The following is an 18,896-nucleotide window of genomic DNA, read 5'->3' as shown; positions in this document are numbered from 1 at the left end:
CCCAAGCCCCCCGCGAGTCCGCCCCCCGCTCCCAAGGAAACACCGACCAAGCGCACCTCCTCGGAGCTGCGCGCGCCGAACCAGATTCGCAACCGCAAGGCCGTCGTCGCGGGCATCAACAACTACCGTCCCCAAATCAATCAACTGTCGAGTTGTATCAACGACGCCAACCTGATGGTGAGCCTGCTGGGGACGCAGTATGGGTTCGCGCCGAAGGACATCCAGGTCCGGCTGGACGAGGCCGCCACGCTGAGCAACCTGAAGGAGTCGCTGGCCTGGCTGTTCGACGGTGCCACGCAGGATGACGCGCTGGTCTTCTTCTTCTCCGGCCATGGCTACCGCGTGCAGATAGACGAGGTCTGGCGAGAGAGCCTGGTGCTCTACGACGACTTCTTCTTCGACCAGGACTTCTCCAAGCTGACCCAGCCGCTCCCCGAGGGCGTGCTGACCACCGTCCTGGACGCGTGCCACTCCGGGGGGATGGAGAAGGACCTCTTCATCGCGTCGGATTTCGCCCGGAAGCTCCATCAACTGGGGGCCACCCGCCGCGTCGAGCTGGCCAAGGTGAAGGCATACATCGACCCTCGCGACTTCGGCGCCACCACGGGAGAGAAGGCCTTCCTGCCCGCCACGCAGGCGCACCAGCGCTCCTGGCTGCACCGGAGCTCCGACGAGCGCGCCGGGGAGATTCCCTTCCGGGGCTTCGGCCGGCCCGTCCAGATTCTCCCGGGAGTGGCCGTCACCAAGGCGTATGACCCGCAGGTGGCGGCCGAGCCACCCCAGGCCAACTGCACGCTGCTGACGGCCTGCACCGCCGAGCAGACGGCGGCCGCGGGCACGCAGCTCACCAAGAACCTGTCTGTGTTCACCTTCACGCTGGGACAGGTGCTCGGCGGGACGCCGAATGTCTCCTACGCGCAGTGCCTCCAGCAGGCCGCGGCCCAGATTTCCAGCCTGGGCTTCCAGCAGACGCCTGAGTTGCTGGTGACGCCCGACACCAACTGGGTGCGCAACCGCTCCGTCTTCCTCAACACCGATTTCGGCGCAGCGCCGAAAACCGTGGTCCCGGTCAGCCTGCCGTTCGGGCTGGGCGCTCCCACGGCTCCCGCAGTCACCCAGTCGAACGAAGGAGTCAAAACCATGACGTATCCGCAGATGCCGAATCTCCCTGGCCTCTCGCAGCTCGTTGGCCTGCCCATCGGCCTCACACATCCCCTGATGGCCACGGGTCCGCAGGGCGCGGACAAGGGCTGGACGGATGTGCTCCAGCACCTGGTCAGCACCGCGCCCGCGCTCATCGGGCCCCTGGTGAACACCATCGGCGGCGCGGTCTCCGCCGCCAGCAAGGGCTACCAGCCGGCCGCCGACAAGGGCTGGTCGGACGTGTTCCAGCACCTGGTCAGCACCGCGCCCGCCCTCATCGGCCCGCTGGTGAACACCATCGGTGGCGCCGTCTCCGCCGCCAGCAAGGGCTACCAGCCGGCCGGCGCGGACAAGGGTTGGACGGACGTGCTCTCGTCGCTCGCCTCCTCCGCGCCCGCGCTCCTCGGGCCGCTGGTGAACACCATCGGTGGCGCCGTCTCCGCCGCCAGCAAGGGCTACCAGCCCGCGGTGATGGGCACCGCCGCCGACAAGGGCTGGACGGACGTGCTCCAGCACCTGGTCAGCACCGCGCCCGCCCTCATCGGGCCGCTGGTGAACACCATCGGCGGCGCCGTCTCCGCCGCCAGCAAGGGCTACCAGCCCGCCGCCGACAAGGGCTGGTCGGACGTGTTCCAGCACCTGGTCAACACCGCGCCCGCCCTCATCGGGCCGCTCGTGAACACCATCGGTGGCGCCGTCTCCGCCGCCAGCAAGGGCTACCAGCCGGCCGGCGCGGACAAGGGTTGGACGGACGTGCTCTCGTCCCTCGTCTCCTCCGCGCCCCACCTCATCGGGCCGCTGGTGAACACCATCGGCGGCGCCGTCTCCGCCGCCAGCAAGGGCTACCAGCCCGCGGTGATGGGCACCGCCGCCGACAAGGGCTGGACGGACGTGCTCCAGCACCTGGTCAGCACCGCGCCCGCCCTCATCGGGCCCCTGGTCAGCACCGTCACCGGTGCCGTCGCCGCCGCGCGCCAGTGAGCCTTCGTCGCGGCTGAAACCGGGCCGGCTCCCATCCCTCCTTCTTGGATGGGAGCCGGCTCGGCGCGCATCAGCCGTCCGTCCGCTTGCGCCGCCCCGACAGCCAGCGATGGAAGCTGGCCTCGTCGCGAATCACCCCCGCCTGGGCCAGCGGCTGGACGAGCCGCTTGCGGGAGCGCTCCACGATTTTGCGCACGTTGGCGGGCGTCAGCCGGAGCGTCGCCGCGATGTCCGCGTAGCCCTGCTGTTCGACGAAGGCCAGACGCGCACAGGCCCTCAACTGCGGCGGCAACGACTCCAGCAGCTCCAGCAACAGCGCTTGCAACTGCTGCTCCTCCTGCTCCCCACACGGCCGCGCCGCCTCCAGCTCCGCGCCATCCCCCAGCTCCTCGTCGAGCGACGTCCACCGCCACGACTGGCGGCGCCGCTCACGCTGGAGGTCGATGCAGACGTTGATGGCCACCCGACGCAGCAGCGCCCAGGGCCACTCCTCCTGGGAGGAGGAGCGCGACATCTGAAGCCAGACACGAACTCCCGTGCGGCTCATCGCCTCCCTGGCCGCGTCCAGGTCCCCCAGCGTCCGCTCGCAGATTCGCAGCAGGGCGCGTTGGTGCTGACTCCAGAGCGCCTCGAAGCGCGTGGACCCGGACGCGCTCGACTCCTCTTGCTCGGGGCGCATTCAGACCTTCCCGAGCGACAGGTCCACCAGGTCCGTGAAGGGCGAGGGCGACTGCCCCACCGCCTCGACGAGCGCGTCCACCTTCCGCAGCTCGCGCTCGAGCGCCTTGTAGTGATTGCGATTCTTCAAGAGCCGCTTGCGGCCCAACAGGAGGAAGGCCTCCTCCCGCCCCACCTGCCGCACGGCGGTGCCGAGCACGAAGCCACGAAACGCATCCGCCAGGTCCAGGTCCCACGGCACCGCGGCGCGCTGGGCCTCCATGACGAAACACGCGGACGCCACGCGCAGCGCCTCGATGAGCGAGCGCGACGTGGGCGACTCCTCGTAGCCCAGCGCCTGCATCACATGACTGTCCCTCAGCAGGACCTCGTGCTCGACCTGGGACATCACCGCCAGCGAGTACGCACGGCGGACGATGTTGTCGAGCTGCCGGAGGTTGCCCGGCCAGCTGCGGCTCAGCAGTTGCGCCTGTGCATCCGGGGCCAACTGCGCCCCACCTTCGCGCTCGCGCTCCTGGTGTCGCCGACTCAACATGTACTGCGCCCACGGGATGATTTCGTCCCGGCGCGCATCCAGGGGCGGAATCTGGATGGGGAGGACATTGACGCGGTAGTAGAGGTCCTCGCGGAACCTCCCGGCCGTCACCGCCTCGTGGAGGTCCACGTTCGTCCCCACGATGAAGCGCACGTCGGCGCGGTGCAGCGTGCCCTCCCCCAGCACCCGGTACGTCCGCTCCTCCAGCACGTGCAGCAGCCCCGCCTGCGCGCGCAGGGACAGCTTGTCGATTTCGTCGATGAACAGCGTGCCGCCCTTCGCGAGCGCCAGGCAGCCCGGGCTGTTCTGCACCGCCCCCGTGAAGGCGCCCTTCCTCCAGCCGAACAGCGCCCCCATCTGCAGCTCCTCCGGCACCGTCATCAAATCCAGCACCTCGAAGGTCCCCTCCTTGCGCCCCGAGTGCTCGTGGCTCCAGCGCGCCAGCCTCGACTTTCCCGAGCCCGTGGGCCCGCTGATGAGGATGGTGTCCTCCTGCTGCGTGAAGACCCGCAGGACCTGAATCAGTCCGGACATGGATTCACCAATGACCGGAAGAAACGCGTCGGTTCGACTCGTCGGCATTCGTCCGCTCCAAACTCAAACATGGGTGGGGGAAGCGGGGCGCACCGGCCTGCAAAACCTCAACCAGTCAAAAATCTCGACAACCCTCTCCTTTCGCGCGCGTCTGGGATGAAAACGCGTGTGCCGGCGTCCCCGTGACAAGCAAATGCTTGTGGCAAGCAAGCAGCGCGGCGACTTTCGAGACGCGGGATGTGTCGCATCCCAGCGACAGGACTCGCGAGCGAGGCGGTGCCCGCGTCTGGCGTGCGTCATGCACAACGCGGCGGCGGCCCTGTCGAGCGTGTCTTCGCGTACTGGTTTTTCATCCGGGGCCGCTCACCACTCGCAGCGAGGCATGAACATGGCGGACTTCCGCACGGCGTACTCCAAGCTCATCCAGGATGTCTGGGCGAACCCTGGCAAGAAAGGCCAGATTGAGCAGGACCCGGACCTGTTGAAGGTCTACGGCTTCGACACCATCCCCAAGTCGGTGGCCTTCACCGAGGCGTACAGCGGAGCGACGACGACGGGCTACGACGAGCAGCTCAAGAGCTGGGACCGCAACAAGGACGGGAACATCACCCTGTTCATCCCGCCGCAGCCCACCGTGACGCCGGGCGGGGCGGCGGGCGCCGCGGCCAAGGATGTCTCGGTCTGCTGCTGCTGCTGTCCCTGCTGCACCTGCACCTGAGCCCCGCGCATCGCTCCGGACCCGGCGGCCGCGCGCCACCGGGCTCCGGTGTCGCCCCTGTCGTTCCAGCGGTGCCCACGCTTCATGCCCCCGGGAGTCACGAATGCTGTCGAGACCTGTCTGGAAGAGCCACTGCCGCGTGGAGCGCGTCGACGAGTCGACGGTGCTGCTCCTGCACGAGAAGGACTACCTGCTCCTGCGAGGTCGCGCCTTCCCCTTGCTCGTGCCGCTGCTGGACGGACACCACTCGCTGCCGGAGGTCTTCGAGGCGCTCTCCTCGCGACTGTCCCTGGTGGAGGTCTCCCACGCGCTGGAGATCGCCGCGGAGCAGGGCTGCATCCTCGAGGGAAGCACCGACGCGCCGGAGCAGGCGCCCTTCTGGCACGCGCTCGGCGTGGACATGGCCACCGTGGCCGAGCGCCTCCAGACGCCCGTGTCCATCGTCTCGCTCGGGGGCGAGTGGGAGGAGTCCCAGCGAGAGGCCTTGCATGCCCAGGGCCTGCGCTCGGAGGGCGAGGCGGGCTTCCAACTGGTGCTCTGCGACGACTACCTGCACCCCGCGCTCGACGCGCTCAACCGCCAGGCGCTCGCGGCGCGGCGGCCCTGGATGCTGGCCAGGCCCGTGGGCGGCACGCTGTGGCTGGGGCCCGTCTTCCGTCCCGCGTTGACGGCGTGCTGGGCCTGCCTCGCGCAGCGCCTGCGCTCCAACCGGCAGCTCGAGTCCTTCCTGGAGCGGGAGCAGGGCCACGTCCATCCCCTGGTGCTGCCGGCCGCGAGCCTGTCGGCCACCACCGGGACGGCCTTCCAGCTCGCGGCGCTGGAGGTGGCCAAGGCGCTGGTGCTCGGCCCCGAGCACCCGCTCAGCGAACAGCTGGTCACCCTGGACCTGACGACGCTGGAATTGGAGCGACACGCGCTCGTGCGCAGGCCCCAGTGTCCGGTGTGTTCGGACGCGGAGGCCACGTCGCGCGCGCCGCTGCCCGTCATCCCCAGGCCCTGTCCCAAGCGGTTCGACGGTGACGGGGGCCATCGCACCCAGTCCCCCGAGCAGACCTTCGCGCGACTGGAGAAGCACATCAGCCCCATCACCGGCGTGGTGCGCAACCTGGAGCCGCTGAGCGCGGACGACGGCGCGGGGCTGGTCCACAGCTACGCGGCCGGACACAACTTCGCGCTGATGCAGCAGGACCTGCGCTTCGTCCTGCTCAACCTCCGGGGCCGCAGCGGGGGCAAGGGGACGACGGATGCCCAGGCCCGGGTGAGCGCGCTGTGCGAGGCCATCGAGCGCTACTCCGGTGTCTACCGGGGTGAGGAGTGGAGCCACGTGGCAAGCCTCCACGAGCTCCGGGACGAAGCCGTCCACCCCAACGCGCTGATGAACTTCAGCCCCGCGCAGTACGCACAGCGCGCGGAGTGGAACGCCTCACACCCGTCCGGCTTCCACCATGTGCCGGAGGTCTTCGACCCCGACCGGCGCATCCATTGGACCCACGCGTGGTCCCTCACGCACGAGCGCTTCCGCCACGTCCCCAGCGCCTACTGCTCCTTCGGGCACCCGGACCTGCGCAAGTGGTTCTTCTGCTCCAGCGACTCCAACGGCTGCGCGGCGGGCAACACGCTGGAGGAGGCCATCCTCCAAGGCTTCCTGGAGCTGGTGGAGCGCGACTCGGTGGCGCTCTGGTGGTACTCGCGGACGCGGCGGCCCGCCGTGGACCTGGACAGCGTGGACCTGCCGTATGTCCACGCGCTGCGGGAGCACTACGGCCGACTCCAGCGAGAGCTGTGGGTGTTGGACATCACCGCGGACCTGGGCATTCCCACGCTCGCGGCGGTGTCACGGCGATGGGACTCGCCGGTGGAGGACATCGTCGTGGGCTTCGGCGCGCACCTGGACGCGCGCGTCGCGCTGCTGCGGGCGCTCACGGAGGTCAACCAGTTCCTCCCCGCCGTGCAGCACCGGGACGCGGACGGCAAGACGCTCTACTGGTTCCCCGAGCGGGAGGCCGTCCGGTGGTGGCAGACGGCGACGGCGGCGAACCAGCCCTACCTGCTCCCGGATCCGAACGCCGCCGCGCGCCCCCTGGGCATGCTCCCCGACCTGTCCTCCGGTGACTTGCGCGTGGACGTGGAGCGCTGTGTCGCGCACGCCAGGCGCGCGGGCATGGAGACGCTGGTGCTGGACCAGACGCAGCCCGACGTGGGGCTGCCCGTCGTCAAGGTGATGGTCCCCGGCATGCGTCACTTCTGGAAGCGCTTCGGGCCGGGCCGGCTCTACGACGTGCCCGCGCGGCTGGGCTGGGTCCAGCGGCCGCTGCGCGAGGAGCAGCTCAACCCCACCGGCATCTTCTTCTGAGGAGCGGACGCGATGCGGCTCCATGAATCCTTCGGGCTCACGCCCGGCATCAAGGTCCACACGCTGGAGGATGGGCGGCGCGTCGTCGCCAGTCCTCGCTTCGGTCTGGAGTTCGGCGGCCTGTCCGCTGGCGCCCGGGCCGCGCTCCAGCAATTGGAGACAGGCGGCACGGAACACGAGCTGCTCGACACCGCGGAGCCGCATGACGGGCCCACCGCGAGCCTCCTGCTGGACCACCTGCTCCAATCCCTCGCACGGAACGACTTCCTGTACCGGACCCTGCTGCTGGAGGACGCACCGCTCGCGACGCTGCTGCCGAGCACGGCCCCCGGCCACTCGGAGCCCCGGAGGCCCGAGGCGAAGTATGTCCTCTCACGGCTCGCGTGCGTGCGTCGCGAGGACCACCACCTCGTGGTGGAAGTCCCCGCGTCCCACGCCCGCGTGCTGCTGCGGGACACACGGGCGGCGGCGCTCCTCCCGGAGCTGTCTTGCCCGCGCTCCCTGGCCGAGCTGACGGAGCGCGCCGCCACGCTGCCCATCAAGGCCGTGGACCTCCTCCTGGGGATGCTCCTGGACGCGAAGGCGGTGCACGTCCCCGAGGAGGAGGACGCCGCGCTGGCGCTGTGGGAGCCGGAGGACCTGCTGTTCCATGGGCACAGCCGACTGGGGCGACTGCCGAGCCCCTATGGCGCCACCTATCGCTTCGAGCACCGGATGGAGCCCCTGCCCGCGCTGAAGCCCCGGATGACGGAGGCGGTGGTGCCGTTGCCCCGGCCCGACCTCAAGCGGCTCTCGCAGGAGGACGCGCCCTTCACCCAGGTGCTGGAGCGGCGCCGCTCGCTCCGCACGTATGGCGAGCCGCCCATCAGCCTCGAACAGCTCGGTGAGCTGCTGTACCGCGCGGCGCGCACGCGTCGGGTCCTCTCCACGGAACATGGCGAGCTGGGTGAGCGCCCCTACCCCGGTGGAGGCGCGCTGTATGAGTTGGAGCTGTACCTCGTCGTGGACCGCTGCGAGGGCCTGGAGTCCGGCCTGTATCAGTACCGCTCCGGGCAGCACGAGCTGTGCAGGCTGACGCCGCGAACACAGCAGGTGGAGCAGTTGTTGGAAGGCGCCTGGCACACGCTCGCCCGGGAGGGACGGCCGCAGGTCTTGCTTGTCATCACGGCCCGCTTCCCGCGCGTCTTCTGGAAGTACCAGGCCATGGGCTACGCGCTCATCCTCAAGAACGTCGGGGTGCTGTTCCAGACGCTGTATCTGGCGGCGACCGCCATGGACCTGGCGCCGTGCGCGCTGGGCGGCGGCGACTCCGAGCTGTTCGCGCGCGCCAGTGGAATCCCCCCGCTGGCCGAGGGCGCGGTGGGTGAGTTCGCGCTCGGCACCCGAGCGAAGGAGGACGGCACATGAAGGTCCTGTTGCTCTATCCCAACGCGAAGAGGGAGCTCATCGGCTGGGGAGATTTGGGCGCCATCGCGGAGCCGCTCGCCCTGGAGTACCTGGCCGCGGGGGCCCGTCAGGATGGCCACGAGGTGCGGCTGCTCGATTTGCGCCTGCATCCCCATGATTTGACGCTGACGCTGTGGAGCTTCGAGCCCGACGTGGTGGGCGTCACGGGCTACTCCATGCATGTGCCCCGGATGCTGGAGCTGTGTCGGCAGGCCAAGGCGTTGCTGCCCCGGGTGCGCACGGTGGTGGGGGGACACCATGCGACGCTGATGCCGGAGGACTTCTTCGAGCCCCAGATTGACTGTGTCGTGAGCGGCGAGGGAGTCCGCCCGTTCCGGCGCATCCTCCAGGCGCTGGAGGCGGGAGACGGGCTCACGGGAATCCCAGGCGCGTGGGCACGCGCCCCGGACACGTTCCGCTTCGGAGGCGAGGCGCCCAAGCTGGACATCGACGCGCTGCCCTTTCCGGACCGGAGCCTCGTGCCGGCGGACCGGGCGCGCTACTTCATCGACTGGATGAAGCCCATCGCGCTGCTGCGGACCACGGTGGGCTGTCCCTTCCGGTGCAACTTCTGCTCGCTGTGGAAGATCATGGACGGCCGCTACTACAAGCGCGACGTCGAGCGCGTCGTCGAGGAGCTGGCCACCATCCCCGAGCGCTATGTCTTCCTCGTGGACGACGAGCCCTTCGTCAACCCGCGTCGCATGTGGGCGCTGGCCGAGCAGATTGAAGCCGCTCGACTGGAGAAGGAGTACTTCGCGTACTGCCGCATCGACTCCTTCCTGAGGGATTTGGACCTGATGCGGCGGTGGCGGGACATCGGCCTGCGGCGCGTCTTCTTCGGGCTGGAGGCGGTGCTCGACCACGAGCTGAAGGACTACAACAAGCGGCAGGCGCGCGAGCAGATCCTCCAGGGGCTCCAGGCGGCGAAAGAGTTGGGCATCCACGTCTTCGCCAGCTTCATCGTCAAGCCGGAGTACACGCCTCGGGAGTTCGACCAGCTCGCGACATTCATCCGAGAGCAGGGCGTCGACTATCCGTCCTTCACCCTGCTCACGCCGCTGCCAGGCACGCCCGCGTGCGAGTCATTCGAGCACATCCTGGAGCGGCAGCCGAATGGCCGGCCCCACTGGGAGCACTTCGACTTGCAGCACGCGGTGACGCGGACGCGGATGCCTCGGGAGGAGTTCATGCGGGAGTACCGCAAGCTCCAGGGGGTGTTCTCAGCGTCGTACCGCGCGGCGAAACATCCCCTCTTCCAGGACCACGAGCCTGTGCTCAGGGTGATGCCATGAGCCTGGCGGACCTCAACCTGCCCCTGCCTCCGCTGGTGACGGATGCTCCTGATTTGGGAGCCCTGCGCGCCCGGCCGCTGCGCTTCCTCACGGAGAGCGCCAGCAGGTACGGGGGCCTCTTCCGCTACACGGCGGGAGGCTGGTCCACCGTGGTGGTGAACCATCCCCTCCACGCGCAGCACGTCCTCCAGAGTCACGCGCGCAACTACGTCAAGCAGGGCACGCCCGACTTGATGATGCTCCTGCCCATGCTGGGCCAGGGCCTGATGACGACCGAGGGTGAGCCCTGGGCCGAGCAGCGCCGCGTGGCCCGTCCCGCCTTCGAGCACAGTCGCATCGAGCCCTGGGTCCAGGTCATGGCGGAGTGCACCGAGGACATGTTGCGTCGCTGGGAGGACCCGGCGCGCACGGGCATCCCCTTCGACGTGGAGCGCGAGCTGGGGCACCTCACGCTGCGCATCGTCACCCGCTGTCTGTTCGGCTGTGATTTGGAGGACGCCACGACGGACTTCGCCGGGGCGGTGCAGCAGCTCAACAGCTTCATGTCCCGCTTCGACGCCGAGGACGCGGTGGGCCTGCGACAGTTCCGCGAGGCGAGCCAGCTCATCGACACGCTCGTCCAGCGCATCCTCTCGCGGCGGCGCGAGACGGGTGGAGGCACGGACCTGCTGGCCCTGCTCCTGGAAGGGCATCCTCCCGCGCTCGACGGACCCGCCGGTGAGCGCGTCCTGCGCGAGCAGATCTTCACCTTCCTGATGGCGGGCCACGAGACGACGGCCAAGGCGCTCACCTGGAGCCTGCACCTGCTCGGCCTGCATCCGGAGGCGCGGCTTCGCGTGCGCGAGGAGGCGCGGGCGCTGCTGGGCACGAAGCCACTGGTGGCGGAGCGGGTGCGGGCGCTCGACTTCGGAGGACGGGTGCTCCAGGAGGCGATGCGCCTGTATCCCCCGGTGTGGTTGATGTCGCGCATCTGCCGGGAGGACGACTGCGTGGGGGGCTATCACCTCCCCGCCGGCACCCTGGTCATCGTCAGCCCGTACCTGCTCCATCGCCATCCTGACTACTGGAGCGAGCCGGAGACCTTCGACCCGGAGCGCTTCCGGGACAGCCGCGCCTCGGCTCGACATCCCTATGCGTACCTGCCCTTCAGCGGAGGCCCACGTGTCTGCATCGGTCGCAACTTCGCGATGATGGAGGCGCGACTCGTCCTGGCCATGGTCGTCCAGCGCTTCCAGCTTCAGCACGTGGAAGGACACCGCGTGGAGCCGGAGGCGCTGGTGACACTGCGTCCCTCGGGCGGGCTGCCGATGCGTGCTCGCCGCTGGGATGCGGAATGAGCGGCTCGTATCGCCCGGAGGAGCACGCGGGAGGGCTCGGCGAGGAGCTCGCGAGGCTGAAGTCCCAGGTGGAGCTGAGCTGGCCGGAGGAGCGACGGCTCCTTCGTGCCCTGGGGCTGACGGAGGGGATGACAGTGGTGGAACTGGGCGGCGGGCCCGGGTTCGTCGCGGAGAAGCTGCTGGAGCTGGTGCCCTCCGGCGCGTTGCATGTCGTGGAGCTGAACCCTGGGATGTGTGTGCTCGCGGAGGCCCGACTGGGCGCACGCGCGCGGGTGCACCGCTGCTCCGTCCTGGAGACAGGGCTGCCCGACGCGCGCTTCGACCTGGCGCTGGCGCGCTTCGTGTTTCAACACCTGGAGGAGCCCCTGCTCGCGGCGCGCGAGGCCCTCAGATTGCTTCGTCCTGGAGGGCGGCTGGTGGTCAGCGAGTTGGACGCGGGACTGTGGGGCGTGGCGGAGCCGTCACTGCCGGAGCTGGAGTCCATCCACCGCAAGGCGGAGCGGCTTCAGCTCCAGCGCGGCGGCAATCGCTTCATCGGTCGCCAGCTCGTGCGCCTGCTCACCGCCGCGGGGTTCACGGACGTCCGGCTGGACGTCATCGCGTACCACAGCGACGCGCTGGGCCTGGAGGCGTTCCGACGCCAGCTGGACCCGGAGCGGCTGCGCCCGGCGATGGACGCCGGACTTATCTCCCAGGAGGAGCTGGAACAGGTGCGCGCGGGATACCGCCGTTTCTACAGCACCCCATCCGCCTCCATCCTGATGCTGGGCTTCGTGGCCCACGGCCTCCGGGCGCTTCCCGTGGAAACATTGTAACGACGCCGCTACTGGAGACCTAGGGGGGCTGAGACCCTCTTCAGGAGCAGGAACGTGACGGCCAAGGACATCTCCCAACTCCCCGCCTCGCCGCCCATCTCCCCCGGCTTCTTGTCGTGGGTGGCGGAGCTGGTGCATGAGCACCGGGAGCGTTTGCTCACCCATGCCCGCCGTCGGGGCCTGGATGCGGAGGATGCGCTCGACGCGGTCCAGGAGAGCTTCTTTTCGTTCTTCCGCCTCCCGGAGGCGCGGGAAATCGCGCGGGACTCCGACGACTCGGTGAAGCTGCTGACGGTCATCCTCCGCCACAACCTCATGAACCGCCGACGCAAACATTCCCGCCAGTCCAAGGCGCGACTGCTGCTCGAAGCGGGGGAGGCGGCGCGGGACACCGCGACGAGCGAGGAGCTCATCTCCCGCACCGAACAACTGGCCTGGATGCACGGGTGCATCTCCCGCATGGCCCAGCTCCAGCGTCGCGTGGTCATGCTCAGTCTGTTGGATGAACAGCCCAGCGGCGAGGTGGGAAAGCTGCTCGGCATCTCCGACGGCTATGTCCGAGTCCTCCTCCACCGCGCCCGTGAGCAATTGCGCCATTGCTCCTTCGAATACGACGGCCTGTAACAGTCCGGCGCATGACGACCTAGGCCCGTCGAGACGGGCTTTTCGCCCGTTCACGGAGCGAAGCCATGGGTTCACAGGTCGCGGTCGTCACGGGTGCGTCGAGTGGAATTGGTCTGGGCCTCACCCGGGCCCTGCTGGAGCGAGGGTTCTCGGTGGTGGGGACGGCGAGGCAGACGTCGCGCGAGCCCTCGCTCGTTCCAACGGAGCAACTGGCGCTCGTGGACGGCGATGTCGGGGACAAGGCGACGGCGCGGAAGGTCTTCGAGGTCGCGGAGTCGCGCTTCGGGCAGGTGGACCTGCTCATCAACAACGCGGGCCTCTTCATCGCAAAGCCCTTCACGGATTATGACGAGAGCGATTTCGCCCAACTGGTATCGACGAACATCGCGGGCTTCTTCCACATGAGCCAGCAGGCCCTCCGGTGGATGGTGCCCCGGAAGGCAGGGCACATCGTGAACATCGGCACGTCCCTGGTGGGTCAGCCCATCTCGGGCGTCTCCGGAGCGCTCGCCATCCTGACCAAGGGCGGACTCGAGACCGCCACCCGCGCGCTCTCCATCGAATACGCGGGCCAGGGCATCCGCGTGAACACCGTGGCCGCGGGCGCCATCGACACGCCCATGCACTCCCAGGACAAACATCCCTTTCTCAGGACCATGTCCCCCATGCACCGGGTCGGCACGGTGGCGGAGATGGTGGACGCGGTGCTCTACCTTCACGGCGCGACCTATGTCTCGGGCGAAGTCCTCCACGTGGACGGAGGCGCACACGCCGGCAAGTGGTGACATGACATTACATGCGAATTACACGAATAACAACTTTTGCGGATTTGAAACCCTGTGACTGATGCAAGATGTCCTCTTCCCCATCCCGAGGAGGACACCTTGCGACGGCTTCAATCCCTCATCAGCATGCTGGCTGCGAGTGCGCTCGTGAGCTGCGGAGCACCGGAGGGCGACGAGCGCGCCCTCCAGCCCGCGCAGCAGCGCGCCAGAATCGACGAGCTCATCAACGTCACCCTGAACAAGCCGGCCACGGCCAGCTCCACGCAGGACCCATTCCGTCCTGAGTACGCGGTGGATGGGGACATCAATACCGATACGTCGCGCTGGTGCCCTGGCATCTACAACCAGACGCGCCTGCTCGACATCGACCTGCAGGGGACGTTCGACCTGGCCCGGATGGAGCTCTACACCGGCTTCCGGGACACCCGCGTCATCCAGAGCTACGAGCTGTTCTACGACGACGGGACGGGCTGGAAGCCCATCCCCGGAGCCAGCCAGACGGCCAACACGAGCATCGCGGTGTCCACCACGTTCACGCAGCCGGTGACGGCGAACAAGGTGCGCTTCTCGTGCAGGGACCCGCTCGCGGACAACTGCCGGGTGAAGGAGCTGTGGGTCTTCGGCACGCCCCACTCGACGCAGGTGAACATCCCGCCCGTGGCCGACGCGGGCGCGGACAGGTCGCTGACGCTGCCCACCAGCAGCGTGACGCTGGTCGGCGGAGCCACCGACGCGGACGGCACGGTGACGTCGCTGGCCTGGACGCAGGTGAGCGGCCCTTCGGCCACGCTGAGCGGCACCACCACCGCCTCCTTGAGCGTCGCAGGCCTGTCCGCCGGCGTCTTCGTCTTCCGGCTCACCGCCACGGACGACGACGGAGCCACGGCCTCCGACGAGGTGAGCGTGACGGTGACGGCGCCGCCAGCCGTGCTCACCGACGTGGCGTTCAAGAAACCCGCCACAGCGGGCTCCTTCAACACATCCCTCCCGCCGGCGAACGCGGTGGATGGAGACCTCGCCACCCGGTGGGAGTCCGGTTTCCACTTCCAGACGCACAACTACCTCGACGTGGACCTCCAGGGCGCCTACGAGGTGAGCAGCGCGGAGCTGCACCTGGGCACCTCGGCGACCGCGACCAACGCGATGCCTGCCTTCGAGTTGCAGGCCTGGAATGGCGGCTGCTGGAAGACCATTCCCGGCACCGTGGTGGACGGCAACCCGCTCAGCACCACGCAGAAGACGCTCACCTTCACCACGCCCGTCATCACCACGCAGGTCCGGGTGGTGTGCAAGGACAAGCCCCATTGCCGGCTGCGCGAGCTGAAGCTCATGGGCATACCGGCCGCCACTCCCACCGGCCCCACCACGTGCGCGGCCGGACAGCAGACGCTGGTCCGCAACGTCCGCTACGACTACGCCCTCTTCCTGCCCGAGCAGTACAACAATGACCGCACCACCCGCTGGCCGCTCATCATCGGGATGCACGGCATCGCTGGCAGCACCCTCACCGTCGACCGCACCGCGGTGCTGAGCAATCCGGAGGGCCTGGCCCGGCAATTCTCCTCCGCCAGCTTCCGCGCCGCGATGAAGGCCATCGTCATCTCGCCCAATCAGCGCCTCCCCTTCGACAACGCGGGCACCGGCTGGTTCGCCGCGCCCTCGCTGCTCGCGCTCATCGAGGACGCCAAGAAGGACTACCGCGTGGACTCGGACCGCGTCTACGTCACCGGCCTGAGCGGCGGCGGCAACATCAGCATCGAGCTGGGCATGAACCACACCAGCCAACTGGCGGCCATCGTCCCCATCTCCATCACCTCCACGCCCACCAATAACGCGAACATCTGCAACCTGAAGCCGCTGCCCATCTGGGCCTTCCACGGCGCCCTGGACACGCCATCCCGCGCCACGAGCGTCAAGACGTGGCTCGACACGAAATGCGGCCCGGGTGAGAGCAAGATGCGCGTCACCATCATCCCCAACGCAGGTCACAACGAGGCGACGTGGGACACCGCCTACGCCACCCTGGAGCTCTACGACTGGCTGTTGCAGCAGCGAATCAGCGACCGGTTGTAATCGCCTGTCGGTCCCACCTCCGGGCGTGGTGTGCTAGGCACCAGCACGAGCACCCTGACGCCCGGGGTGGGGAGCGCGAATGCGAGCAGTCCGCTGGTTGGCGCTGGTGGCATGCATCCTGGGGGTGACGTGGGCCGAGCCTGCCCTGGCCGGCCGCCGCCCCTTCATCTGGACGTTCGACACCGACATCGTGCCCAAGGGCGATGTCGAGTTGGAGCAGTGGCTGTGGGCCCGCAGCCGCGCGCCCGCGTTCCCGGACCGTCCTTCCGTCTACTGGATTTGGTGGGGCCCCGTCATCGGCTTGAGCCAGCACCTGGAGCTCGCCATCCCCTTCCAGGTGCGCGCCAACCGGGACATCACGGAGCTGGACTCCTTCGAGGCCGACTTCCGCTACCGCCTCTTTCCCCGAGGCGATGACCGCGCGTTCCAACCGCTCATCCGCGCCGTCTGGCACCAGTCCATCCGCGAGGCGAGCCCGTCGCGCGTGGACGCAGACCTCGTCGGCTCCTACCAGTGGGACAGCGGGCTGCGCGTGGCGCTGGACCTGGGCGCACAGGTGGGCATCCCCGGGCTGCGCGGCGGCGACGCCCCGGTCCAAATCCTCGGGACGTACTCCGCGGGCGTCTCCTATCCCGTCATCCCGGACGAGCTGCGGCTGTCGTTCGAGTCCTTCGGTGAGTTCGGGCTGAAGGACGTGAAAGGCGACCCGCACCTCTTCGTCGGGCCGAGCGTGGCCTGGACGTTCGGGCGCATGTGGATTACCGCCGGCACCTTCGTCGGGTTGACGGGCATCACCGACGAAACCCCTCGCTTCATGCCGAGGCTCATCTGGGCGGTGGCGCTGTGAAGTCGCTCCTCCTGTCGCTCCTGCTGACCGCGTCCCTCGCGAGCGCCGAGCCGGGCGCGGTGCGAGGAGAGGTGCGCATCCTCGTCATCGGTCCGGACGGCAAGCCGACGCCCAAGGCGGACCGCTCCGGCGTGGTCGTCTACCTCACCGGCTACACCGAGGAGCCCCCCGCCGAGGTGGCGAAGATGAGCCAGCGGGACAAGACCTTCTTCCCCTCGGTGCTGCCCATCGTCGCGGGACAGAAGGTGGAGTTCTCCAACCGGGACGTGGTGCTGCACAACGTCTTCTCGCGCTCGGTGGCGCGCAGGTTCGACGCGGGCAAGAACCGGCCGGGCGAGGCCTACGTCGAGACCTTCAAGAAGACGGGCATCATCGACGTGTACTGCGACATCCACGAGCAGATGGTGGCGACGGTGGTGGTGGTGCCCAACCGCGCCTTCGCGGTGACGGACAAGGACGGGCGCTTCGAGCTGCGAGGCGTGCCTCCCGGACGCCATCCCCTCTTCGCCGTGCATCGGCGGGACGAGAAGAGCAACATCGCCCGCGTGGAGGTCGTCGTGGAGTCGGGCGGCACCGCCACCGCCACGCTCGAGCTGACCGAGACGCGCGCCGACGACACCCACCTGGACAAACACGGCAAGAAGTACGGCCCCCGGCCCGATTACTCCGGCAAGGGCCCCTAGACTCGCGGGGAGCGCCCGGGCGCGGCTATCCTTCGCGCGGTGACGCTGACCCGGAAGCTCGTTCTCGCCTTCATGGCGCTCGCAGGCGCGGCGCTCGTCGCGGCGCTCGTGCTCACCACGCTCGCGGTGGAGGCGGCGGCCAAGCAGAAGATCGCCAGCGACCTGGAGCGCACGCTGGTGGCCTTCCAGCAGCTCGCCCGCGCCAGTCAGGAGCGCATCCGCGACGTGGCCGAGGCGCGGACGATGGACCACTCCTTCAGGGGGATGTCCCTCTCGGTCAACTCCCTCGACGCCGCGGCCGGGCTCGGAGACGAGACGGCGGAGACCGACGGCATCCGCTATGCCCGCGAGGTCATCTCCTCCGCCGACACCGACGCGTTCGGGGGCGAGCCTCCCTGGGCCTTCTTCAACGCCAGCGGGCGGCTCGTCTACACCCGCGCGGAGCCGGAGCAGCTGGGGGACCAGCCGCTGGCGCTGCCGCTGCTCGACACCGCGCTGAGGCGCGGTCCCACGTCGGCGCTCTGGTCTCCCGCGCAGCTGCGCGCCCTGCCCTTCACGTTCATCCCCTTGGAGCAGGTGCGCGAGGGGGACCTGCTGCTCGTCCATGCGCAGCCCGCCTATGGGGCCTCGCGCGAACCGGTGGGGGTGGTGCTGTCGGGCCAGTGGGTGAAGGACGTGCTGATGGAGGACCCGATGGCTCCCAGGGCACCGGGGCCGCAGATGGCGGACACCCGCGCCAGCTTCGCTGTCCGCGCGGAGGACGGAGCCACGGCGTCCCAGCTCCCGCTGGAGACGCGGTTGGACGGTCCGGAGCTGGAGGCCGGGCAGGCGCGTGATGTGTACCTCGGCGACACGCACTACCTGGTGCGCGAGGGGACGCTCCTCGGCGTGGACGGGGCCCGGATGGGACAGGTGTTCGTCCTCCGGGACTTCGACGCTGAAATCAAGCCCATCCTCCGGCGCTTCCGACTGTGGTTGGTGCCCACGGCCGTGGGCATCGCGCTGTTCGCACTGGCGGCCGCCTTCTTCCTCGCGCGCGGGCTGGCCTCGCCGCTGGTGCGGTTGGAGGAGGCGGCGGGGCGCGTGCGGCTGGGAGACCTCACCGTCGAGGTGCCCGTGCGCGGCACCGACGAGGTGGGCCGGGTGGCGCAGGCATTCAACGAGATGGTCAGCGGCCTGCGACAGAGAGATCAGATCAAAGGCCTCTTCAAGCGCTACCTCGCGCCGCAGGTGGTGGACGAGCTGCTCAAGAATCCGGAGAAGGCCGCGCCGGGAGGCGAGCGGAAGCTGCTCACGGTGCTGTTCAGCGACCTGGTGGGCTTCACCTCGATGAGCGAGCAACTCAGCCCGGAGGAGCTGGTCGCGCTGCTCAACACCTACTTCGAGCAGGCGACGGGCGTGCTGACCCAGCACGGGGCCACGCTCGACAAGTTCATCGGCGACGCCATCATGTGCTTCTGGAACGCGCCGCTCCCGCTGGAGGACCATGCGGCGCGCGCGTGCCTCACCGCGTTGGACCTGCTCGCGGTGGTGGACCGGCTGTCTCCGGTGTTCGAGGCGCGAGGGCTGCCCCGGCTCGACTGCCGCATCGGCATCAACACCGGCCACGCCGTGGCGGGCAACCTGGGCTCCAGCGCGGCCCAGGACTACACCGTCATCGGCGACACGGTGAACCTCGCCTCGCGCCTGGAGGGTGCCGCCAAGGTCTACGGCACCCGCACGCTCGTCGCCGAGGACACGCTGCTCGCCGCGCGCGGTGTGGTGCTGGCCCGCGAGCTGGACTTGTTGCGAGTCAAAGGCAAGCAGCAGCCCGTCCGAGTGTTCGAGCTCGTGGGCGTGGCGGGCACCTCTCCCGCGCCTCACCTCGTCCGCTTCGCGGAGGGCCTCGCGCTCTACCGGGCCCGGCGCTTCACCGAGGCCCGCGCGGTGTTCCTCGCCTCGCCCGAGGACCCTCCCTCCCAGCGCTTCGCCGCGCGGTGCGACACCCTGCTCGTGACGCCGCCGCCCGAGGACTGGGATGGCGTCTTCACGCTCGACAGCAAGTAGCGC

General features: G+C 69.1%; 15 protein-coding genes. 13 read left to right on the top strand and 2 right to left on the bottom strand.

The window, feature by feature from the left end; genetic code table 11:
- A partial coding sequence (locus tag FJV41_RS02920) for a caspase family protein (RefSeq protein ID WP_141640846.1) occupies positions 1–2,124 on the top strand: 2,124 nt, incomplete at its 5' end.
- A 70-nt stretch (positions 2,125–2,194) separates the two neighbouring features.
- On the opposite strand, the gene FJV41_RS02915 is transcribed toward FJV41_RS02920, so the two are convergent.
- Both FJV41_RS02915 and FJV41_RS02910 read right to left on the bottom strand, forming a co-directional pair.
- A complete protein-coding gene (locus FJV41_RS02915) occupies positions 2,195–2,803 on the bottom strand; it encodes an RNA polymerase sigma factor (RefSeq protein WP_141640845.1) in 609 nt (202 codons plus the stop codon).
- Positions 2,804–3,871 carry a sigma-54-dependent transcriptional regulator gene (locus tag FJV41_RS02910; RefSeq protein WP_281291373.1) on the bottom strand — a complete coding sequence of 356 codons (1,068 nt, stop codon included), beginning with the start codon at positions 3,869–3,871 and terminating at the stop codon, positions 2,804–2,806.
- A gap of 388 nt (positions 3,872–4,259) precedes the next feature.
- On the opposite strand from FJV41_RS02910, the gene FJV41_RS02905 reads away from it, so the two are divergent.
- From FJV41_RS02905 to FJV41_RS02850, 12 genes are all read left to right on the top strand, one after another.
- On the top strand, positions 4,260–4,589 hold the full coding sequence (locus FJV41_RS02905) for a hypothetical protein (RefSeq protein WP_141640843.1): 330 nt from the start codon (positions 4,260–4,262) through the stop codon (positions 4,587–4,589).
- 103 nt (positions 4,590–4,692) lie between these two features.
- Positions 4,693–6,942: a TOMM precursor leader peptide-binding protein gene (locus tag FJV41_RS02900; RefSeq protein ID WP_141640842.1), complete on the top strand. Its 2,250-nt coding sequence runs from the start codon at positions 4,693–4,695 to the stop codon at positions 6,940–6,942.
- Positions 6,943–6,954: 12 nt separating this feature from the next.
- Entirely contained in the window at positions 6,955–8,349 is a 1,395-nt protein-coding gene (locus tag FJV41_RS54515; protein ID WP_141640841.1) for a SagB/ThcOx family dehydrogenase, read from the top strand.
- Positions 8,346–9,683 carry a B12-binding domain-containing radical SAM protein gene (locus tag FJV41_RS02890; protein WP_141640840.1) on the top strand — a complete coding sequence of 446 codons (1,338 nt, stop codon included), beginning with the start codon at positions 8,346–8,348 and terminating at the stop codon, positions 9,681–9,683. The genes FJV41_RS54515 and FJV41_RS02890 overlap by 4 nt, the downstream gene beginning before the upstream one ends.
- The gene (locus FJV41_RS02885; protein WP_141640839.1) at positions 9,680–11,020 is read left to right on the top strand and encodes a cytochrome P450; all 1,341 of its coding nucleotides are present in this window, start codon (positions 9,680–9,682) and stop codon (positions 11,018–11,020) included. The genes FJV41_RS02890 and FJV41_RS02885 overlap by 4 nt, the downstream gene beginning before the upstream one ends.
- Complete coding sequence (locus FJV41_RS02880) at positions 11,017–11,835, top strand: class I SAM-dependent methyltransferase (protein ID WP_141640838.1); 819 nt, start codon at positions 11,017–11,019, stop codon at positions 11,833–11,835. The genes FJV41_RS02885 and FJV41_RS02880 overlap by 4 nt, the downstream gene beginning before the upstream one ends.
- 54 nt (positions 11,836–11,889) lie before the next feature.
- Positions 11,890–12,459, top strand: a complete 570-nt coding sequence (locus FJV41_RS02875; protein WP_141640837.1) for an RNA polymerase sigma factor — start codon at positions 11,890–11,892, stop codon at positions 12,457–12,459.
- Between the two features lie 65 nt (positions 12,460–12,524).
- On the top strand, positions 12,525–13,244 hold the full coding sequence (locus tag FJV41_RS02870; protein ID WP_141640836.1) for an SDR family NAD(P)-dependent oxidoreductase: 720 nt from the start codon (positions 12,525–12,527) through the stop codon (positions 13,242–13,244).
- A gap of 99 nt (positions 13,245–13,343) precedes the next feature.
- Entirely contained in the window at positions 13,344–15,317 is a 1,974-nt protein-coding gene (locus tag FJV41_RS02865) for a discoidin domain-containing protein (protein ID WP_141640835.1), read from the top strand.
- A gap of 79 nt (positions 15,318–15,396) precedes the next feature.
- Entirely contained in the window at positions 15,397–16,164 is a 768-nt protein-coding gene (locus tag FJV41_RS02860; protein ID WP_141640834.1) for a hypothetical protein, read from the top strand.
- Complete coding sequence (locus FJV41_RS02855) at positions 16,161–16,847, top strand: carboxypeptidase regulatory-like domain-containing protein (protein ID WP_246136958.1); 687 nt, start codon at positions 16,161–16,163, stop codon at positions 16,845–16,847. Before FJV41_RS02860 ends, FJV41_RS02855 begins: the two co-directional genes overlap by 4 nt.
- A gap of 72 nt (positions 16,848–16,919) precedes the next feature.
- Positions 16,920–18,893 (top strand): adenylate/guanylate cyclase domain-containing protein, encoded by a 1,974-nt coding sequence (locus tag FJV41_RS02850; protein ID WP_246136957.1) that lies wholly within the window; start codon positions 16,920–16,922, stop codon positions 18,891–18,893.
- Positions 18,894–18,896: the final 3 nt, after the last annotated feature.

It is taken from the genome of Myxococcus llanfairpwllgwyngyllgogerychwyrndrobwllllantysiliogogogochensis, assembly GCF_006636215.1.
In the GTDB taxonomy this organism is placed as follows: domain Bacteria; phylum Myxococcota; class Myxococcia; order Myxococcales; family Myxococcaceae; genus Myxococcus; species Myxococcus llanfairpwllgwyngyllgogerychwyrndrobwllllantysiliogogogochensis.
The sequence above is the reverse complement of the archived record's forward strand: the minus strand, read 5'-3'. Positions and strand labels throughout refer to the sequence as shown.